This is a genomic window from Nonomuraea sp. NPDC050310, assembly GCF_040655795.1.
Lineage (GTDB): Bacteria > Actinomycetota > Actinomycetes > Streptosporangiales > Streptosporangiaceae > Nonomuraea.
Genome location: NZ_JBFAKP010000001.1, coordinates 314485 through 330332 on the forward strand (window position 1 = coordinate 314485; position 15848 = coordinate 330332).

Below are 15848 nucleotides of genomic sequence, written 5' to 3' on the forward strand. Positions count from 1 at the left end.
CTTCGTGCTGCTTCTGGCCTTTGACACCGCGACGCCCGCGGTCACCGCTGCCCTGCACGACGGGGAGCGGGTGCTCGCCGAGTCCACCACGGTCGACGCGCGGCGCCACGGGGAACTGCTGGTCCCGATCATCGAACAGGTCCTGACCCAGGCGGGCGCCTCGATCCGCGACGTCACCACGCTGGTCGCGGGCACCGGCCCCGGCCCGTACACCGGGTTGCGGGTCGGGCTGATGACCGCGCAGGGGCTGTCCACCACGCTCGGTGTCCCGGCGTACGGCGTGTGCACGCTCGACGCGCTGGCCTACGGGAGCGGGCTGGAGCGGGAGTTCCTGGTCGCCACCGACGCGCGGCGGCGGGAGGTGTTCTGGGCCCGGTACGCGGGGTTCCGCGAGCGGCTGGACGGGCCGTTCGTCGACCGGCCCGCCGACGTGCCGGTCAAGGGGCTGCCCGTGGTGGGGCCGGGGATGTTCCCCGACGTGCTCGGCGAATCGGTGGCTCCGCCGTACCCCTTCGGAGGGCACCTGGCCGCCCTGGCGGCCACGCGGCTGGCGGCGGGTGAGCAGCTCGACCAGCCCCGCCCGATCTACCTGCGCCGGCCCGACGCGGTGGAGCCGGCGGCGCCCAAGAAGGTGACGCAGTGAACCTGCGCCCGATGACCCGGGACGATCTGCCCGCGGTCATGGCGATCGAGCGGGAGACCTTCCCGCTCGACGCGTGGAGCGAGGCGATGATGCGCGGCGAGCTCGACGAGCAGCCGCGCACCCGGCACTACGTCGTCGCCCTGGAGGGCGGCGAGATCGTCGGCTACGCCGGCCTGGCCGCCGCGGCCGACCAGGCCGACGTGCAGACCATCGCGGTGCTCGAAGCGCACCGCGGCAGGGGCATCGGCAGCGCGATGCTCACCGAACTGCTCGACGAGGCCTTCCGCCGGGGGGCGATCGAGGTCTTCCTCGAAGTGCGGGCGGACAATCCCGGCGCCCGGGCCGTCTACGAGCGCTTCGGGTTCGTGGAGATCGGCGTGCGCCGGCGCTACTACGACGACGGCACCGACGCGATCGTGATGAAGAGGAAGCTGGATGGCTGACGAACCGCTGGTCCTGGGTATCGAGACCTCCTGCGACGAGACCGGCGTCGGGATCGTCCGCGGGCACACGTTGCTGGCCAACACCATCGCCTCCTCCGTGGAGGAGCACGCCCGCTTCGGCGGCGTGGTGCCCGAGGTCGCCTCGCGCGCCCACCTGGAGGCGATGACCCCGACGGTCGAGCGGGCGCTGGCCGACGCGGGGCTGAAGTTCTCCGACATCGACGCCATCGCCGTCACCGCCGGCCCCGGCCTGGCCGGGGCGCTGCTCGTCGGCGTCGCCGCGGCCAAGTCCTACGCCCTCGGCCTGGGCGTGCCGCTCTACGGCGTCAACCACCTCGCCGCGCACGTGGCCGTCGACCAGCTGGAGCACGGCCCGCTGCCCAAGCCCTGCATCGCGCTGCTGGTCTCCGGCGGGCACTCCTCGCTGCTGCTCGTCCCCGACGTGGCCGACGAGGTCATCTCGCTCGGCTCCACCGTCGACGACGCCGCCGGCGAGGCCTTCGACAAGGTCGCCCGCGTGCTCGGCCTGCCCTTCCCCGGCGGCCCGTACATCGACCGCGCCGCGACCTCAGGTTCTGGTACGGCTATCGCCTTCCCGCGCGGCAAGCTCGACGACGGGACGCTCGACTTCTCCTTCTCCGGGCTCAAGACCGCGGTCGCCCGCTGGGTCGAGGCCCGCACCACGGCCGGCGAGTCCATCCACGTGCCCGACGTCGCCGCCTCCTTCCAGGAGGCCGTGGTCGACGTGCTGACCCGCAAGGCGCTGCAGGCGTGCAAGAAGTACGACGTGCACGACCTGCTCATCGGCGGCGGCGTCGCGGCCAACTCCCGGCTGCGCGCGCTGGCCCAGGAGCGCTGCGACGCCGCCGGCGTCCGCCTGCGCGTGCCCCGGCCGGGGCTCTGCACGGACAACGGGGCCATGGTGGCGGCGCTGGGCTCGAACCTCGTGGCGGCGGGGATCACGCCGTCGCTGCTCGACCTGCCGGCCGACTCGTCCATGCCGATCACCACGGTGCACGTCTGACCCTGCACCTCGGCTGACCGTCCTCAGTCCCGCGGAGCGGCTTCTGCGCGCTCCGCGGGACTTCTTGCTTCTCGGGGCTCTGTGTGTCCGCCCAGAGCAAACTCCGGTTCCGCCTGCCCGAGGAACGCTAACGTGGCCTCGTTGGAAGCTGACTCGTTTACCAGATTGGTTAATCTAGGGAGGTCGGCCTAGTTGGAGGTGTTCTATGCGGACAACCGCCTCGAACTCCTCTGCCACTCCGCACGGGACCTGGTCAAGCGGTACGGCCAGGAGGGAGCCCGGAAGGTGGGGCAGCGGCTGCAGGCCCTACGGGTCGCGGACTGTCTTGACGATCTTTTCGCGATGCCCGGCCGGTGCCACCCGCTGCACGGGAAGTACGGTGGCTGCTATGCCATGGACCTCCATCAGGGCTGGCGCCTGGTGTTCAGACTGATGAGCGCGGAGGAGAAAGCCGCCAAAGGCTTGGCGGAAGACGAGGCGGCGCTCGTCATCGAGATCGTCGACTACCACGGATGACGAGACGAGCAGGAAGGAGCGTGACCACTGATGTCCGCGATCGACTTCACCTCGCCCGGCGTTCCTGACTACGCCGTGCCGCCCGGCGAGACCATCCGCGAGTATCTCGATGAGCTGGGAATGACACAGCGCGAACTCGCCACCCGGCTCGACCTCAGTCCCAAGCACGTCAATCGTCTGGTCCAAGGGCTGGTGCCGCTGAGCGCCGAGATAGCGCAGCGGCTCGAACTCGTCACCGGCATGCCTTCCCGGCTATGGAACCGGCTGGAGGCGGACTACCAGTCCACGCAGCAGCGCCTGCGGCTTCAGGAGGAACTGACCGAAGCTCTTCCCTGGTTGCAGGAGATGCCGCTACGCGAACTGATCAGGCGTGGCGCTCTACCGGAGGAGCCGAAGGACCGGATCTCGAGGATTCAGCAACTGCTCGGCTTCTTCGGGGTGGCGCACCTTTCCACCTGGCGAGACCTGTATGAACGCCCGAGCGCCGCCTTCCGCCAGACGAAATCCTTCGAGGCCGTCCCCGGCGCGGTCGCAAGCTGGCTCAGACTGGGAGAACTCGCCGCGCGCGACATCGAATGCCGCGCCTTCGATCCGGGCGGGCTGAGAAGTGCGCTGCCCCGGCTCCGCCAGCTCACTCTCCAGCCTCCGGAACTCATCGTGCCGATCATGCGTGACATCTGCGCGCAGTCCGGTGTCGCGGTGGTCTTCATGTCAGAGGTGAAGGGGACCCGGGCAAGTGGCGCTACTCGATGGCTGGCGACCGACAAGGTGATGCTGCTCCTCAGCCTCCGGTATCGCACTGATGATCATTTCTGGTTCACGTTCTTCCATGAGATCGGGCACATCCTGCTGCATGGGAAGGGTGAAACGTGGATCGATGACGAAGTGGCCGGTGGCGATCCGATGGAGGCCGAGGCCAATCGCTTCGCCTGTGATCTCCTCATTCCAGACAGCCAGGCGGACCGGCTGAGAAACCTGAAATCTCTGGAATCTGTACGCGCCTTCGCGCGAGAGCTCGGTATCGCTCCCGGCATCGTCGTCGGACGGTTGCAGCACGACGGGATATGGCCTCGCAGGCAGGGTAACGGGCTCCGGAAGAAGGTGACCCTGGCCAGCGATCTGTGATGGGCATTGTCCGCCTGGTGTGAGCGACGGTGCGACGTCGCACGAGTTGTACACCGGTCCTGCTGAGTTGCGGTGTTCGGCCGGTTGACCTGGCTCTCGGCGGTGCGCGACCCGGATTGTGCTCGCAGGCGGGCGCCCGCGAGCGTTCAAGCCCGAAGCCCGAGCCGCGCCGCCCATCCGAGTTCCGCAGGTAAGCCAGGGAGTCGCGCCCAGGAAGCTATGCGCTGGTGAGTTAGCGCGCTACAACCAAGGGGCCTCGAGCGTGGGTCCCGGTCGTCGTCCGCCACGAACAGACGACGTGGCCCGTCGCCTCCGGCGCGGCGTGCAGGACCCGGTTCAGCCGCAATGCCCCGGCCAGTTCGGTGCCGTTCTGGTCGTCGGCCGCGCCCGCGGCGAGGTCGGCCTCGGAGAGAGCCGCGCCGGAGCTCGCGACATCCCGGTCAGGAGTGTCGCTGACGTCCTGGGCCTGTGCCTCGGCTCGTCCCTCGATCAACGCCACCAACTGCGCCACCAGCACCGGGTCGTGGCACCCGTCGTACACCCACCGCTTGCCCAGCACCCCGTGCTCCATGGTCCCGACCAGGGCGTCCTCGGCCCCGTCGAGCGGCGCTCCCCGGTAGGTGAGCGGCACCAGGTAGGTGACCGGCTGGTCGCCGGCGGCGTCGGTGACGATGAGGAACTCGATCCCGACCTCGCCCTCCGGGTCGTCGAGCCGGAAGCCGCCCGCCTTGGCCAGTTCCGGCGCTCCCGAGCCGCCCCGATACCAGAGCCGGGTAGGGAGCCATTCGGTCAGCAGTTCCAGCTTGGTGGGCTTCGCGGTGGTGTGGTGAATCTCCGCCATGCCGCCCATTGTGTACCGCACCTGTCGAAGGCGCACACGCACCTCACGGCCTCACAACTTCTGCGGTAGTCGCCAGCCTCCCCACGGATGACGCCGGGCCATCCACCTGCTCCCTAACGTCATCCCCATGAAGAACACAGTGATCGCCGGTGCCGCACTCGGAGCCCTCGCCTTCGCCGCCTCGGACGTGGTCAACACCGAGATGAGCGTCGTCGCCGAAACAGTGAGCCGTTTCGTCAACACCGACGCCGGCTGGCTGGTCACCGCCGGACTCCTGAGCATCGCCGCCGGCTCCGCGGCCCTCACCTGGCTGGTGGCCCGCAGCGGCGTCAGCCGCCTTGGCACCTGGCTTCTGGGCCTCTGGTCGGTGGGCATCCTCTTGGCCGCGATCTTCCCCGCCGACCCGCCCGGCCAGTGGGACAACCCCTCGGTCTCCGAGACCGTCCACGGATTGGCCGCCTGGGTCGCCCTGCTGTCCTTCGTGATCGCCAGCGTGGTGCTCGGCCGGGCCTTGCCGCGTGACCCCTTGTTCACCGCCACCACCGTGGTCGTCGTGGTGGGCCTGGTGCTCTTCATGGTCACCCTGGTCGACGCCATGGCCACCCGCTCCCTGCCCGCGGTCCTGGGCGTCACCGAGCGCATCGCGATCGGCGCCGACCTCCTGTGGATGGCTCTGTGCGCCCTCCGCCTCTCCCCGGTACGGCAGGCAGTCCGGCCCTCCGCGGCGGCTCAGCGCTGAGCAGGCCGCCGGGAACAGGCCTCTTGGGTACAGGTGCCGGCTACCCGCCAGCCGCGCCCCAGGTGGCCCCGCCGCGCTCATCCCCAACCACGCCGCACCACCAGGCCCGGGAGCAGTTACTCCCGGGCCCCACACCCTTCCGGGCGCCACACCGGCAGGCCCACCGACCCTCCAGGCTTTGGTGTCTCAGGCCGTCAACGATTGGCCACCAACCCCAGAAGCCTCCTCCCTCTCAAGACGACCCCAAAGACGCGGGAACCAGCCGCATCACCCGCCGCCGCAGGAAACCGCGTGGGTTAACGGGCACCGAAGGGCACCGGTAGGCCCTTGGAAGGGCGAGTCCAAGCAGTGAGGCGCAAAGCGCTCTCGGAGCGAAGACCGGTCCCGCGAGTAGGGACGGGTGAGAGCTCACCGGAGTCGAGATGAGACCACGTGGTCAACGGGGGTCGAAGGGGGCCGGGAGGCCCCCTGGGAAAGCGAGCCCGAGCCCCCTGGCGCGAAGCGCCCTCCGAGACGAAGGCCCGTGCGGTTGCGGGGTGGAGATCGCGTGGTCAACGGGGGTCGAAGGGGGCCGGGAGGCCCCCTGGGAAAGCGAGCCCGAGCCCCCCGGCGCGAAGCGCCCCCGGAACGAAGGCCCGAGCAGTGGGTCAGTCCTTGGGGCGGGACGGGCGGAGGAGGGCTTCGGCCAAGGCGAGCATGGTCTCCTCCAGGGCGCTGAGGCGCTTGGTGAGGTCGGTGGTGGCCGGCTCGATGATGCCGGTGACCGTACCCGTGAGTTCGTCCCGGTCCGGCCGGGCCTGGATGACCTCGGTGAGGGTGGTGGCCGCCGTGGCGAGGCGCTCGTCGAGGGCGTCGAGCCGCTTGACGTGCTCGATGGTGACGCCGTCGAGGAGTTCGCCGACCTGCTGGCTGACGGCGAGGACGGCGGGGAGCTGGCCGATGCGCTGGTTGACCGCCTCGACGTGGTCGTCGACGGTTTCGAGCTGTTCGCGGGTGGTGTCGGCGCGGGTGTCGAGGGCGTCGAAGCGGGTGGCGACGTGCTCGTCGAGGGCGCCGAGGCCGGCGTCGAGGCTGTTGAAGCGGGCCTCGTGGCGGGTGTCGGCGGTGGCGAGGCGCTCGTCCAGGGTGGTGAAGCGCTCGTCGAGGGTGGTGAAGCGGCTGTCGACGCGGCCGTCGAGGGTGTCGAAGCGGTCGTCGTGGCGGCGCAGGTGGCCGTCGATGGCGGTGAGGCGCTTGTCGGTGGCGACGGCGCGGGTGTCGAGGTCGCCGAGGTGGGTGTCGACGCCGTCGAGGCGGGTGTCGATGTCGGCCAGGCAGGCGTCGGCGGTTTCGATGCGCTTGTCGATGTTGCCGAGGCGGTTGTCGACGGCGATGAGGCGGCCGTCCACGCGCTCGACGCGGCTGCCGAGGCCTTCGAGGCGGCCGGCGAGGGCGTTCTCGGCGTGGTCGACCTGGGTGCTGATGTCCTCGACGCGGGTGCCGACCTGCTCGACCGCGCTGGAGAGGAGTTCGGTGGCGGCGGTGAGGTTGCCTTCGAGGCGCTCGCCGGTCGTCGCCAGCTTGTCGTCGAAGCGGCCGGCCAGCTCGGCGTGGCTGGTCTCGATGCGGCCCGCCAACCCGGCCTGGCCGGTCTCGAAGCGGCTCGAAAGCTCCGCGTGGGTGCTGTCGAAGCGGGTGGTCAGCTCGGTGTGGCCGGTGTCGATGCGGGCGGTCAGCTCCGCGTGGTCGGCCTCCAAGCGGCCGGCCAGCTCGGTCAGGCCGGTTTCCACCTGGCCGGAGACCTCCGTGAGCCTGGTCTCGAAGCGCCCGGACAGCTCGGTGAACCGCGTGTCGAGACGCCCGGACAGGTCGGTGAACCGCCCGTCGAGACGTCCGGACACGTCGGTCAGCTTGTCGTCCAGGCGGAGCGACAGGTCGGCGAGCTTGTCGTCGATCCCGTCGGACAGGTCGGCCACGCCGCCCTCGACGCGGTCGAGCCGCGCGGTGAGGTCGGACAGGGTCTTGTCGAGCCGGGTGAAGCGGTTGGCGGCGGCCTCCATGTGCCCGCCGAGCTGCCCCAGCTTGCCGGTGACGTCGGTGAGGCGCTTGGCGATGCCCTCGGTGCCCTCGATGACCGAGTGGAGCCGTTTGAGGGCCTCGTCGACGTTCTCGCCGACGGTGCCGACGTCGGCCCAGAGGCTGGGCAGTTCGGCGACAGGGGTGACGCGTTCGCCGACCACGCCGACTCGGTCGCCGACGACGTCGACGTGGTCGCGGACCGCCTCGACGTGCTGGGCGAGGCTCTCGGCCCAGGACGGCGGCCGGGTGGTGATGTCGTCGAGCCGCCCGCTGACGGTGTCGAGCACGCCGCTGAGGCCGCCGAGCTCGCGCTCGCGGACCTCGCGCAGCAGCCACTCCATGCCTTCGAGGCGCTGGCGGATCTCGTCGAGGACGGCGCCCTGGGTGCGCTGCTCGTAGACGTGGTCCTGGGCGGCGCGGGCGAGCAGCTCCCGCATTCGGTCGGAAACGGCCTGGCTGCTACTGCCTGGCTGAAGAAGGGCGACGTGGTTGGAATGATCCACCGAAAACTCCTTGCACTCGCCTACGGCATTTCAGCGCGGCGGTAGGATTGGTCCGGTTTGCCTAGGGGGAAAACTCCCGCGCGCCCACCCTAGCCTTTGGATCAAGGTTTCTTCTGTCGCTCGATAAAAGAGGGCGATTATCCGGTTTACGCAGGTGGATGCGGTGATCCGAGCAGCATGAAAGGCTTGTCCGCAATGCGGGTCAGGATAACGGTGGCGGTATTCGGGCCGGAAAGCCGGAGGTCCGCGCGCAGGCGCTCGATATCCACGGCGGAGCCCCGCTTTTTGATGGTGACATTTCCGACTTGGCGCTCACGGAGCACGGCGCGGAGGCGTTTCAGGGAGAAAGGCAGGGTGTCGTGAATCTCGTACCTTGCCGCCCATGGGCTGTCCACGGCCACGTCTGAGGTGATGTAGGCGATCATCGGGTCGATCAGGTGCCCGCCGACCAGGTCGGCGACCTCCGCCACCAGGTGGGCCCGCACGGCGGCGCCGTCGGGCTCGTAGAGGTACTTCGCCACCGGGCCGCTCGCCGCCACCGCGCCGGTGGGGGTCAGCGTGTGGCCGCCGGGCAGCAGCGTCGCCCGCCGCCGCGCGTGCTCCTCCAGCCCGGGCGGGGTGGGGTCGTGCCCGGCCAGGGGGCCGGTCCACAGGGCCGCCTCCTTGACCTCGCCGCGGTAGGAGACCCATTCCGCCTCCGCGTCCTCCGGAATCAGCTCGTACGGCAGGCCGGGCGCGACCTTCACGCACGCCGCCCGAGCTCTGGCCAGCAGGTCGAGGACGACGGGCCACGGCGGGGAGTAGGCGTTGGGGTCGAAGGTCCGCCCTCGGGCGGTCCGCCGGGCCGGGTCGGCGAAGAGGGCGTCGTACCCCGCCGGGTCGATCGATGCGGCGTCAGCCGTACGGACGGAGATCAGGTCGCCGAGCCCCAGCGCGTCGGCGTTGGCCTGCGCGACCGCGACGGTGAGCGGGTCGAGGTCGCACGCGTCGACGCGGCAGCCGGCGCGGGCCAGGGCCAGCAGGTCGCCGCCGACGCCGCAGCAGACGTCCACGACGTGCAGCCCGGCCAGCCGCCGGGCGCGGTGCGCGGCGACGTCGGCCCGGGTGGCCTGTTCGAGGCCGTGCGGGGTGAAGTACATGCGGGCCGCGTCCGCCCCGAACTTGGCCTGCGCGCGGGCGCGGAGGCCGGCCTGGGTGAGAGCGGCCGAGGTCAGGGCGGCGTCGTAGGTCTTCCGCAGCCGGGTGGCGGCGGCGACGGGGTCGGCGCCGGTGAGTTCGACCGCCTCGGCGAGGGCCGCCTGGCCGCGCGGGGTATGCAGGGCGAGGAAGGCGTCGAGGTCCACGTGTTCCGACGGTAGTGCACCTCACTCGGGGTCCGGCACGTCTCCCATCGAGATCAGCAGCTTGCGGAGCAGCCCGGCGAGCTGGTCCTGCTCGTCGTCGGTGAGCCCGGCGAGCATGCGGCGCTTGTTGGCGATGTGGCCGTCGAGCAGGCTGCGGGTCAGCCGCGCGCCCTCCTCGGTCAGCGTGACCAGGACCATGCGCCGGTTGCCGGGGGCGGGCCCGCGCTCGACCAGGCCGCGGGCGACCAGGCGGTCCATGCGGTTGGTGAGCGCCCCGGAGCTGAGCAGGGAGGCCGAGGCGAGGTCCTTCATGCACATCGTGTGCTCGGCGTTGCTGCGCAGCAGGGTCGCGAGGGTGTCGAACTCCCAGGTCTCCAGGTCCTCGCGGGCGAAGTGCTCCTTCATGCCCAGTTCGAGGCGGCGGGCGGCGCGGGTGAGGCGGGCGACGACGTTGGCGGGGGAGACGTCCAGGCCGGGGCTGGCGGCGACGCACTGACCGAGGAAGCGGTCCACGGAGTCTTCCATGCGTCCATCATATCGAAAACTTCGATGTTGAAATGTTCGCCGGAGTGAGCTAACGTCCTGGCTCGACGAAAGCTTTGATGTCGAAGTGTTTGAGGTGGAGACATGAAGATCCTGCTGGCGGGCGCGACCGGATACATCGGCGGCGTGGTGGCCCAGAAGCTGTTGGAGCGCGGGCACGAGGTGGTCGCCCTGGTACGGCAAGCAGGCCGCCTGCCGTACGAAGAGCGGGTGGCGGACCTGGCCGACCCGGTGGCGGTGGCCGCGGCGGTCACCCCCGACGTGGACGCGGTGGTGCACGCCGCCCAGCTCACCGGCGACCCGGAGGTGGACCTGGCGACGGTGACCGCGCTGGCCGCCAGGCCGGTGCACTACCTCAGCGGCGTCTGGGTGCTCGGCGAGACGCGTGACGGCACGGAGGACAGCCCGGTCGACCCGTACCCGATCGTCGCCCACCGCCCGGAGATCGAGCAGCTCGTCCTCGGCGCGGGCGGCTCGGTGGTCCGCCCGGGCGTGGTGCACGGTCGCGGGCAGGGCATCGTCGCCCTGCTCAAGTCCGTGGCCGCCGAGCGCGGCACGGGCGTCTACGTGAGCGCGGACGGGCAGGCGCCGACCTGGACCTTCGTGAACGTGGACGATCTGGCCGACCTGGTCGTGCTGGCCGCCGAGCGGGGTGTCTCGGGGGAGATCCTGCACGCGATCGCCGAGGAGGCGGTGCCGGTCGAGGAGGTGGCCGTGGCGGCGGCGCGCGCGGCCGGGGTGAAGCCCGAGGCCAGGCCGTGGCCGCTCGCGGAGGCCGCGCAGATGCTCGGCGAGCCCTTCGCCGGGGCGCTCGCGAGGAGCCAGCGTGTCAGCTCCGCGCGAACACGACAGGCTCACGGGTGGGTACCGACCCGTCTGGGCGTCCTGTCCGACCTGGTGGAAGGCTCGTACGCGCCCTGAAGCCGTTCGTGTTGACTGTCAAGCCCCGCTTGCATATGTTTCCTGTTGGCACTCTCCCCTTGAGAGTGCCAAACACAAAAGCGACGAGGCAGGTCTGACACCCGCGACGGCAGGCCGCTGGTCGCCTCTTCTAGATCAGTCAAATCTGAAGGGGAGGTCCGATCGTGACGACCGCCACCAAGGTTCCCGTTAAGCCGCTCGGCGACCGCATCGTGGTTCAGCCGCTCGAGGCTGAGCAGACGACCGCTTCCGGCCTTGTCATCCCTGACACTGCCAAGGAGAAGCCGCAGGAGGGCAGGGTCCTCGCTGTGGGCCCGGGCAACTGGGACGAGGACGGCGACAAGCGGATTCCGCTTGACGTCAAGGAGGGCGACATCGTCCTCTACAGCAAGTACGGCGGCACCGAGGTCAAGTACGGCGGCGAGGAGTACCTGGTGCTCTCCGCCCGCGACGTTCTCGCGATCATCGAGAAGTAAGTCGGATATGTCGAAGCCCCGGGTCCAGTCCTTCTGTGCCCGGGGCTTTCGACGCAGGAGAGGACTCAGCTAGCAATGCCGAAGATTCTGGAGTTCGACGAGTCGGCCCGTCGCTCGCTCGAGCGCGGTGTCAACGCGCTCGCGGACGCCGTGAAGGTGACCCTCGGCCCGCGTGGCCGCAACGTGGTCATCGACAAGAAGTTCGGTGCGCCGACCATCACCAACGACGGTGTCACCATCGCCCGTGAGGTCGAGCTCACCGACAAGTACGAGAACCTTGGCGCCCAGCTCGCCAAGGAGGTCGCCACCAAGACCAACGACATCGCCGGTGACGGCACCACCACCGCGACCGTGCTGGCCCAGGCCATGGTCAAGGAGGGCCTGCGCAACGTGGCCGCCGGGGCCAACCCGATGGACCTCAAGCGCGGCATCGACAAGGCCGCCCGCGCCGTCAGCGAGAAGCTGCTGGCCAGCGCCAAGCCGGTCGAGGACAAGAAGTCCATCGCCAGCGTGGCCACCATCTCGGCCCAGGACGCCAAGATCGGCGAGCTCATCGCCGAGGCCTTCGACAAGGTCGGCAAGGACGGCGTCCTGACCGTCGAAGAGTCCAACGCCATGGGTATGGAGCTCGAGTTCACCGAGGGCCTGCAGTTCGACAAGGGCTACCTGTCGGCCTACATGGTCACCGACGCGGACCGGATGGAGGCCGTCCTGGAGGACGCCTACATCCTGCTCACCCAGAGCAAGGTCTCCTCCATCGCGGAGTTCCTGCCGCTGCTGGAGAAGGTCGCCCAGACCAAGAAGCCGCTCTTCGTGGTCGCCGAGGACGTCGAGGGCGAGGCCCTGGCCGTCCTGGTCACCAACAAGATCCGCGGCACCTTCACCTCGGTCGCCGTCAAGGCTCCGGGCTTCGGCGACCGCCGCAAGGCGATGCTCCAGGACATGGCGATCCTCACCGGCGGCCAGGTCGTCAGCGAGGAGATCGGCCTCAAGCTGGAGAACGTCGGCCTCGAGGTGCTGGGCCAGGCCCGCCGCATCGTCGTCACCAAGGACACCACCACGATCGTGGACGGTGCCGGTGACGAGGCGGCCATCGAGGACCGCGTCAAGGAGATCAAGCTCGCCATCGAGCAGTCCGACTCCGACTGGGACCGCGAGAAGCTCCAGGAGCGTCTCGCCAAGCTCGCCGGCGGCGTGTGCGTGCTCCGCGTGGGTGCGGCCACCGAGGTCGAGCTCAAGGAGAAGAAGCACCGTCTCGAGGACGCGATCTCCGCGACGCGCGCCGCGATCGAGGAGGGCATCGTCTCCGGCGGCGGCTCCGCGCTGATCCACGTCGGCAAGGAGCTCGACGACCTCGGCCTGACCGGCGACGAGGCCACCGGTGTCGGCGTCGTGCGCCGCGCGCTGGTCGAGCCGGCCCGCTGGATCGCCGAGAACGCCGGCCAGGAGGGTTACGTCGTCACCGCCAAGGTGTCCGACCTGACCACCGGTCACGGCTACAACGCCGCTTCCGGCGAGTACGGCGACCTGATCGCCCAGGGCGTCATCGACCCGGTCAAGGTCACCCGCTCGGCCGTCCAGAACGCCGCTTCCATCGCGGGCATGCTGCTCACGACCGAGGCGCTCGTCGTGGACAAGCCCGAGGAGGAGGCCCCGGCCGCCGGTGGTCACGGCCACGGTCACGGCCACGGCCACTGAGCCTCCGGCTCACCGCACCATGTACGGCCCGCCCTCCGGGGCGGGCCGTTCGCGTTTCCGGCACAGGGTGCTTCCCGGGTACGGCATGGCAGTCCGGTGCGGTCTGGGATGTAACGCCCGCCCGCCTCAGGAGGATTGACCGGCAGATGGCGGCAAGCATCACAGGAAGGATGAAAAGTATTTCCTGCGTAAACCAACAGCCCCACTAAAGCGTCGCGCCCCATCTGCCAATTACTGCGCATTTCGGGTTATCTGGTGAAATATTCAGAGCACCCGAAAGGCTTAGTGTGGTCAATTGATTACGCGCGGTTATCGTCGCCTCAATGTGACCAATCCGTAGCCGTTCGCTATGACGACAGGGCGGATCAGCGCGGGCATCATGCCTATCGTGAGCGAGGGAAGCGTCGCCGACGCCAAAATTGGGGTAAGGCTCGCGTCGAGACTTCCGGCACGAACGGATGACTCCGAGCTTAGAGAACTGACGAGCCTGGCCGTGCAGGGGGATCGCGGCGCGATCGAATCCCTGCTCGGGGAACTGCGGCCGATGGTGGTGCGCTATTGCCGCGCCAGGCTGGGCCGGGTTTCCGGGCAATATCACATAGCCGATGATGTGGCACAAGAGGTCTGCATCGCCGTATTGTCCGCTTTGCCCAGATATAGGGATATGGGCAGGCCGTTCGCCTCCTTCGTCTTCGGTATCGCGGCGCACAAGGTCGCCGACGCGTTGCGGAGTTCGATCCGCTCCGCCGTACCGACGCAGGATCTCCCCGACGGGCCGGACGAAGGGCCGGGGCCGGAGGAGACCGTGGTCCGCTACATCGAGGTCGAGCACGCCAGGATGCTGCTGTCCCGGCTGCCCGACAACCAGCGCGAGCTGCTCCTGCTGCGGGTGGTCTCGGGGCTGTCGGCCGAGGAGACCGGTAATGTTCTGGGCATGTCACCGGGAGCGGTTCGCGTCGCCCAGCATCGAGCGCTGGCCAGACTGCGGCAGATGGTTGAGCTGGAGTCGGCTTGACGCCGGAGCTCTGGGGCTCGAAAGGGCCTGGCGGGGAGGTCGCGCACCTCGGTGAGGTGGCGGCGACCGACGAACTGCTCACCGCCCTGTCTCGTGGTGAGGCGCCGGATCCGCACGATCCGGCGGCGCGGCTGCTGGCCCTCCTGGTGGAGGACGTCGGTCAGCGGCGCTCTTCGGTGTCGATGACGCCGTCCACGTAGCCCCTGGCGTACTCCCAGCTCACGTAGTTGGCCGGGTCGGGGTGGAAGGCCGGCTCGTGCACCTGCGGCCGGCCGTCGTCGATCATCTGGCGCAGGTTGCCGCGGAGCAGTTCCCAGTCGAAGTAGTGCTGCTCGCTGCACTCCGGGCAGTCGAGGACGAGCCCGACCACGCCCTGTGGCTCGAGAAGCGTGCGGAAGACGTCGACGTCGGCCAGGTCGGTGATCGCCTCGTCGCGTTCGGCCGCCGTCAGCGGCACGGGGTCGTCGAGCTCGCCCATCGCCGAGGCGGGATCGTCGGGGTCGTCCGCGAACGGGTCGCGGGGGACGTCGTCCAGCACCCTCCCACCATAGTGACCGAAACCGTCGAGAGCACCCATGGGCGCAGCGGGATGCCGAGGTGGTGGGTGATCACCCGCCCATCAGGAGCTGAGCCACCCCCGGCGCGCGGCCTCGACGCCGGCGTGGAAACGGGACTGGGCGCCGAGCTCGGTCATCGCGTCGGCGAAGCGGGCCCGCACCGTGCGCACCGAGATGCCGAGCTGGCGGGCGATCGACTCGTCGCACATGCCCTGCGCGGCCAGCCGGATCACCTGCGTCATGCCGTCGGCCCGGCGGCCCCACGGCAGCGGCACCGCGCGGCCCCACAGCTCGGCGAACAGCGCGCGCAGCACGCCGACCACGATGTGCGCCCGGACCAGGTAGAAGTTGTAGGCGTGGTCGGGCAGGTTGCCGCCCCACTGCGCGGGCAGCCCCGCGACGCCCTGACCGGCGGTCATGAACCAGCTCGGCAGCCGGTCGAGGGTGCGGACCTGGCCACCGGTCTCGATGAGGCGCATCGCCTGCTCGCGCACGCCGGGCTGCGAGAGCGTGGCCACGGGGATGATCGCGTTGACCGTGAGCAGCCCGCGCTCCTGGGCATCGACCCACAGATCCGCAAATTTCTGGACAAAGTCGTCCATGGTGCGCTCGTCCGGCATGACGGTGCGCACCTCCATCGACGGCGACTGGACCGCCATCCCCACCACGCTCTCGTAGAGGATGTCCGCCCCGCTCACCGCCTCGACCGCGATCGGACCGTCCTGGAAGTCGCGCCCGGCGTCGTAGTCGCGGATCAGGCTGCGGATGGAGCTGAGGGCCGAGTCGATGCGCCGGCTCTCCTCGGCCAGCCGGTCGAGCCGCTCGGCGATCAGCCGGCCGAGCGCGGCGGCGGGGTGCCGGGCGAGGTACTGGCCCGACCGCTCGTCGATCACGCCCAGCCGGACCAGCTCGTCGAGCTGGCGGCCGACCGCGTCGACCGGCCCGTCCATGGCCTGGGCCAGTTCGCGGACCGTGGCGCGGTGCAGGCGCAACGCCGCGGTGTACAGGGCGGCCTGGGCCGGGTCGAGGCCCAGGGTCTCCAGCGGGTCGCCCGCCTCGCCGAGCACGGGAGGCGGTGAGGAGGTCTCGTAGCGCATGTGCGGGCTCCGTAGGGGGGTCGCGGCTGACGGAGGTGTCCGGCGTGCCGCGAGGATAACCCGGAAGCCCGCTCCTGTCCGGGGGTTGCGCGGACTCGGGCGCGGGGCGTGCAACTTCGTGCAATTGCACTTTTTGACATTGCGTGCGCATCTACCAGTAACGCAGTCTTAACCCAGCGTCGGCACCAGGACGCGAGTGGCGTGGCCATCAGGACGCGGAGGGGGGTTCGGTGGCCCGAGCGCGCCCCGCGCGGTGCCGGTGGCTGGGGGATCGGTCGGATCACCGGCCGGCCGATCCCCTGGCGC

General features: G+C 70.0%; 17 protein-coding genes. 11 read left to right on the forward strand and 6 right to left on the reverse strand.

Translation table 11 applies throughout. The features are described from left to right. The first annotated feature begins 4 nt into the window (after positions 1 to 4). The 5 genes from tsaB to AB0I67_RS01685 all read left to right on the forward strand — a co-directional run bounded on the left by tsaB (position 5) and on the right by AB0I67_RS01685 (position 3751). On the forward strand, positions 5 to 643 hold the full coding sequence (tsaB, locus tag AB0I67_RS01665) for a tRNA (adenosine(37)-N6)-threonylcarbamoyltransferase complex dimerization subunit type 1 TsaB (RefSeq protein WP_357915904.1): 639 nt from the start codon (positions 5 to 7) through the stop codon (positions 641 to 643). Positions 644 to 654: 11 nt separating this feature from the next. Next, positions 655 to 1086: a ribosomal protein S18-alanine N-acetyltransferase gene (gene rimI / locus AB0I67_RS01670; RefSeq protein WP_357918346.1), complete on the forward strand. Its 432-nt coding sequence runs from the start codon at positions 655 to 657 to the stop codon at positions 1084 to 1086. Beyond that, positions 1079 to 2110 (forward strand): tRNA (adenosine(37)-N6)-threonylcarbamoyltransferase complex transferase subunit TsaD, encoded by a 1032-nt coding sequence (tsaD, locus tag AB0I67_RS01675; RefSeq protein WP_357915907.1) that lies wholly within the window; start codon positions 1079 to 1081, stop codon positions 2108 to 2110. Before rimI ends, tsaD begins: the two co-directional genes overlap by 8 nt. 198 nt (positions 2111 to 2308) lie before the next feature. Continuing rightward, the gene (locus tag AB0I67_RS01680; RefSeq protein WP_357918349.1) at positions 2309 to 2626 is read left to right on the forward strand and encodes a type II toxin-antitoxin system RelE/ParE family toxin; all 318 of its coding nucleotides are present in this window, start codon (positions 2309 to 2311) and stop codon (positions 2624 to 2626) included. Positions 2627 to 2656: 30 nt separating this feature from the next. Further along, positions 2657 to 3751, forward strand: a complete 1095-nt coding sequence (locus tag AB0I67_RS01685; protein ID WP_357915909.1) for a HigA family addiction module antitoxin — start codon at positions 2657 to 2659, stop codon at positions 3749 to 3751. Between the two features lie 232 nt (positions 3752 to 3983). On the opposite strand, the gene AB0I67_RS01690 is transcribed toward AB0I67_RS01685, so the two are convergent. Beyond that, positions 3984 to 4592 (reverse strand): 1,4-alpha-glucan branching protein, encoded by a 609-nt coding sequence (locus AB0I67_RS01690; protein ID WP_357915912.1) that lies wholly within the window; start codon positions 4590 to 4592, stop codon positions 3984 to 3986. A gap of 127 nt (positions 4593 to 4719) precedes the next feature. On the opposite strand from AB0I67_RS01690, the gene AB0I67_RS01695 reads away from it, so the two are divergent. Continuing rightward, on the forward strand, positions 4720 to 5331 hold the full coding sequence (locus AB0I67_RS01695) for a DUF998 domain-containing protein (RefSeq protein WP_357915915.1): 612 nt from the start codon (positions 4720 to 4722) through the stop codon (positions 5329 to 5331). A 647-nt stretch (positions 5332 to 5978) separates the two neighbouring features. Here AB0I67_RS01695 and AB0I67_RS01700 read toward each other — a convergent pair. The 3 genes from AB0I67_RS01700 to AB0I67_RS01710 all read right to left on the reverse strand — a co-directional run bounded on the left by AB0I67_RS01700 (position 5979) and on the right by AB0I67_RS01710 (position 9760). Then, entirely contained in the window at positions 5979 to 7826 is a 1848-nt protein-coding gene (locus AB0I67_RS01700; protein WP_357915918.1) for a hypothetical protein, read from the reverse strand. Positions 7827 to 8038: 212 nt separating this feature from the next. Then, positions 8039 to 9235 (reverse strand): methyltransferase domain-containing protein, encoded by a 1197-nt coding sequence (locus tag AB0I67_RS01705; RefSeq protein WP_357915921.1) that lies wholly within the window; start codon positions 9233 to 9235, stop codon positions 8039 to 8041. Positions 9236 to 9256: 21 nt separating this feature from the next. Beyond that, a complete protein-coding gene (locus tag AB0I67_RS01710) occupies positions 9257 to 9760 on the reverse strand; it encodes a MarR family transcriptional regulator (RefSeq protein ID WP_357915924.1) in 504 nt (167 codons plus the stop codon). Between the two features lie 102 nt (positions 9761 to 9862). Between AB0I67_RS01710 and AB0I67_RS01715 the strand changes: the two genes are divergently transcribed. From AB0I67_RS01715 to AB0I67_RS01735, 5 genes are all read left to right on the forward strand, one after another. Next, complete coding sequence (locus tag AB0I67_RS01715; protein WP_357915927.1) at positions 9863 to 10699, forward strand: NAD-dependent epimerase/dehydratase family protein; 837 nt, start codon at positions 9863 to 9865, stop codon at positions 10697 to 10699. Between the two features lie 161 nt (positions 10700 to 10860). Further along, positions 10861 to 11175 carry a co-chaperone GroES gene (groES, locus tag AB0I67_RS01720; protein ID WP_203953588.1) on the forward strand — a complete coding sequence of 105 codons (315 nt, stop codon included), beginning with the start codon at positions 10861 to 10863 and terminating at the stop codon, positions 11173 to 11175. Between the two features lie 75 nt (positions 11176 to 11250). Then, the gene (gene groL, locus AB0I67_RS01725) at positions 11251 to 12873 is read left to right on the forward strand and encodes a chaperonin GroEL (protein ID WP_357915930.1); all 1623 of its coding nucleotides are present in this window, start codon (positions 11251 to 11253) and stop codon (positions 12871 to 12873) included. Positions 12874 to 13252: 379 nt separating this feature from the next. Next, complete coding sequence (locus tag AB0I67_RS01730; protein ID WP_357918353.1) at positions 13253 to 13888, forward strand: sigma-70 family RNA polymerase sigma factor; 636 nt, start codon at positions 13253 to 13255, stop codon at positions 13886 to 13888. Further along, positions 13885 to 14088 carry a hypothetical protein gene (locus tag AB0I67_RS01735; RefSeq protein ID WP_357915933.1) on the forward strand — a complete coding sequence of 68 codons (204 nt, stop codon included), beginning with the start codon at positions 13885 to 13887 and terminating at the stop codon, positions 14086 to 14088. The genes AB0I67_RS01730 and AB0I67_RS01735 overlap by 4 nt, the downstream gene beginning before the upstream one ends. On the opposite strand, the gene AB0I67_RS01740 is transcribed toward AB0I67_RS01735, so the two are convergent. Then, positions 14049 to 14426, reverse strand: coding sequence for a DUF5319 family protein (locus AB0I67_RS01740; protein WP_357915936.1), 378 nt, complete (start codon positions 14424 to 14426; stop codon positions 14049 to 14051). The genes AB0I67_RS01735 and AB0I67_RS01740 overlap by 40 nt on opposite strands. 81 nt (positions 14427 to 14507) lie before the next feature. Further along, positions 14508 to 15542: a LuxR C-terminal-related transcriptional regulator gene (locus AB0I67_RS01745; protein ID WP_357915939.1), complete on the reverse strand. Its 1035-nt coding sequence runs from the start codon at positions 15540 to 15542 to the stop codon at positions 14508 to 14510. Positions 15543 to 15848: the final 306 nt, after the last annotated feature.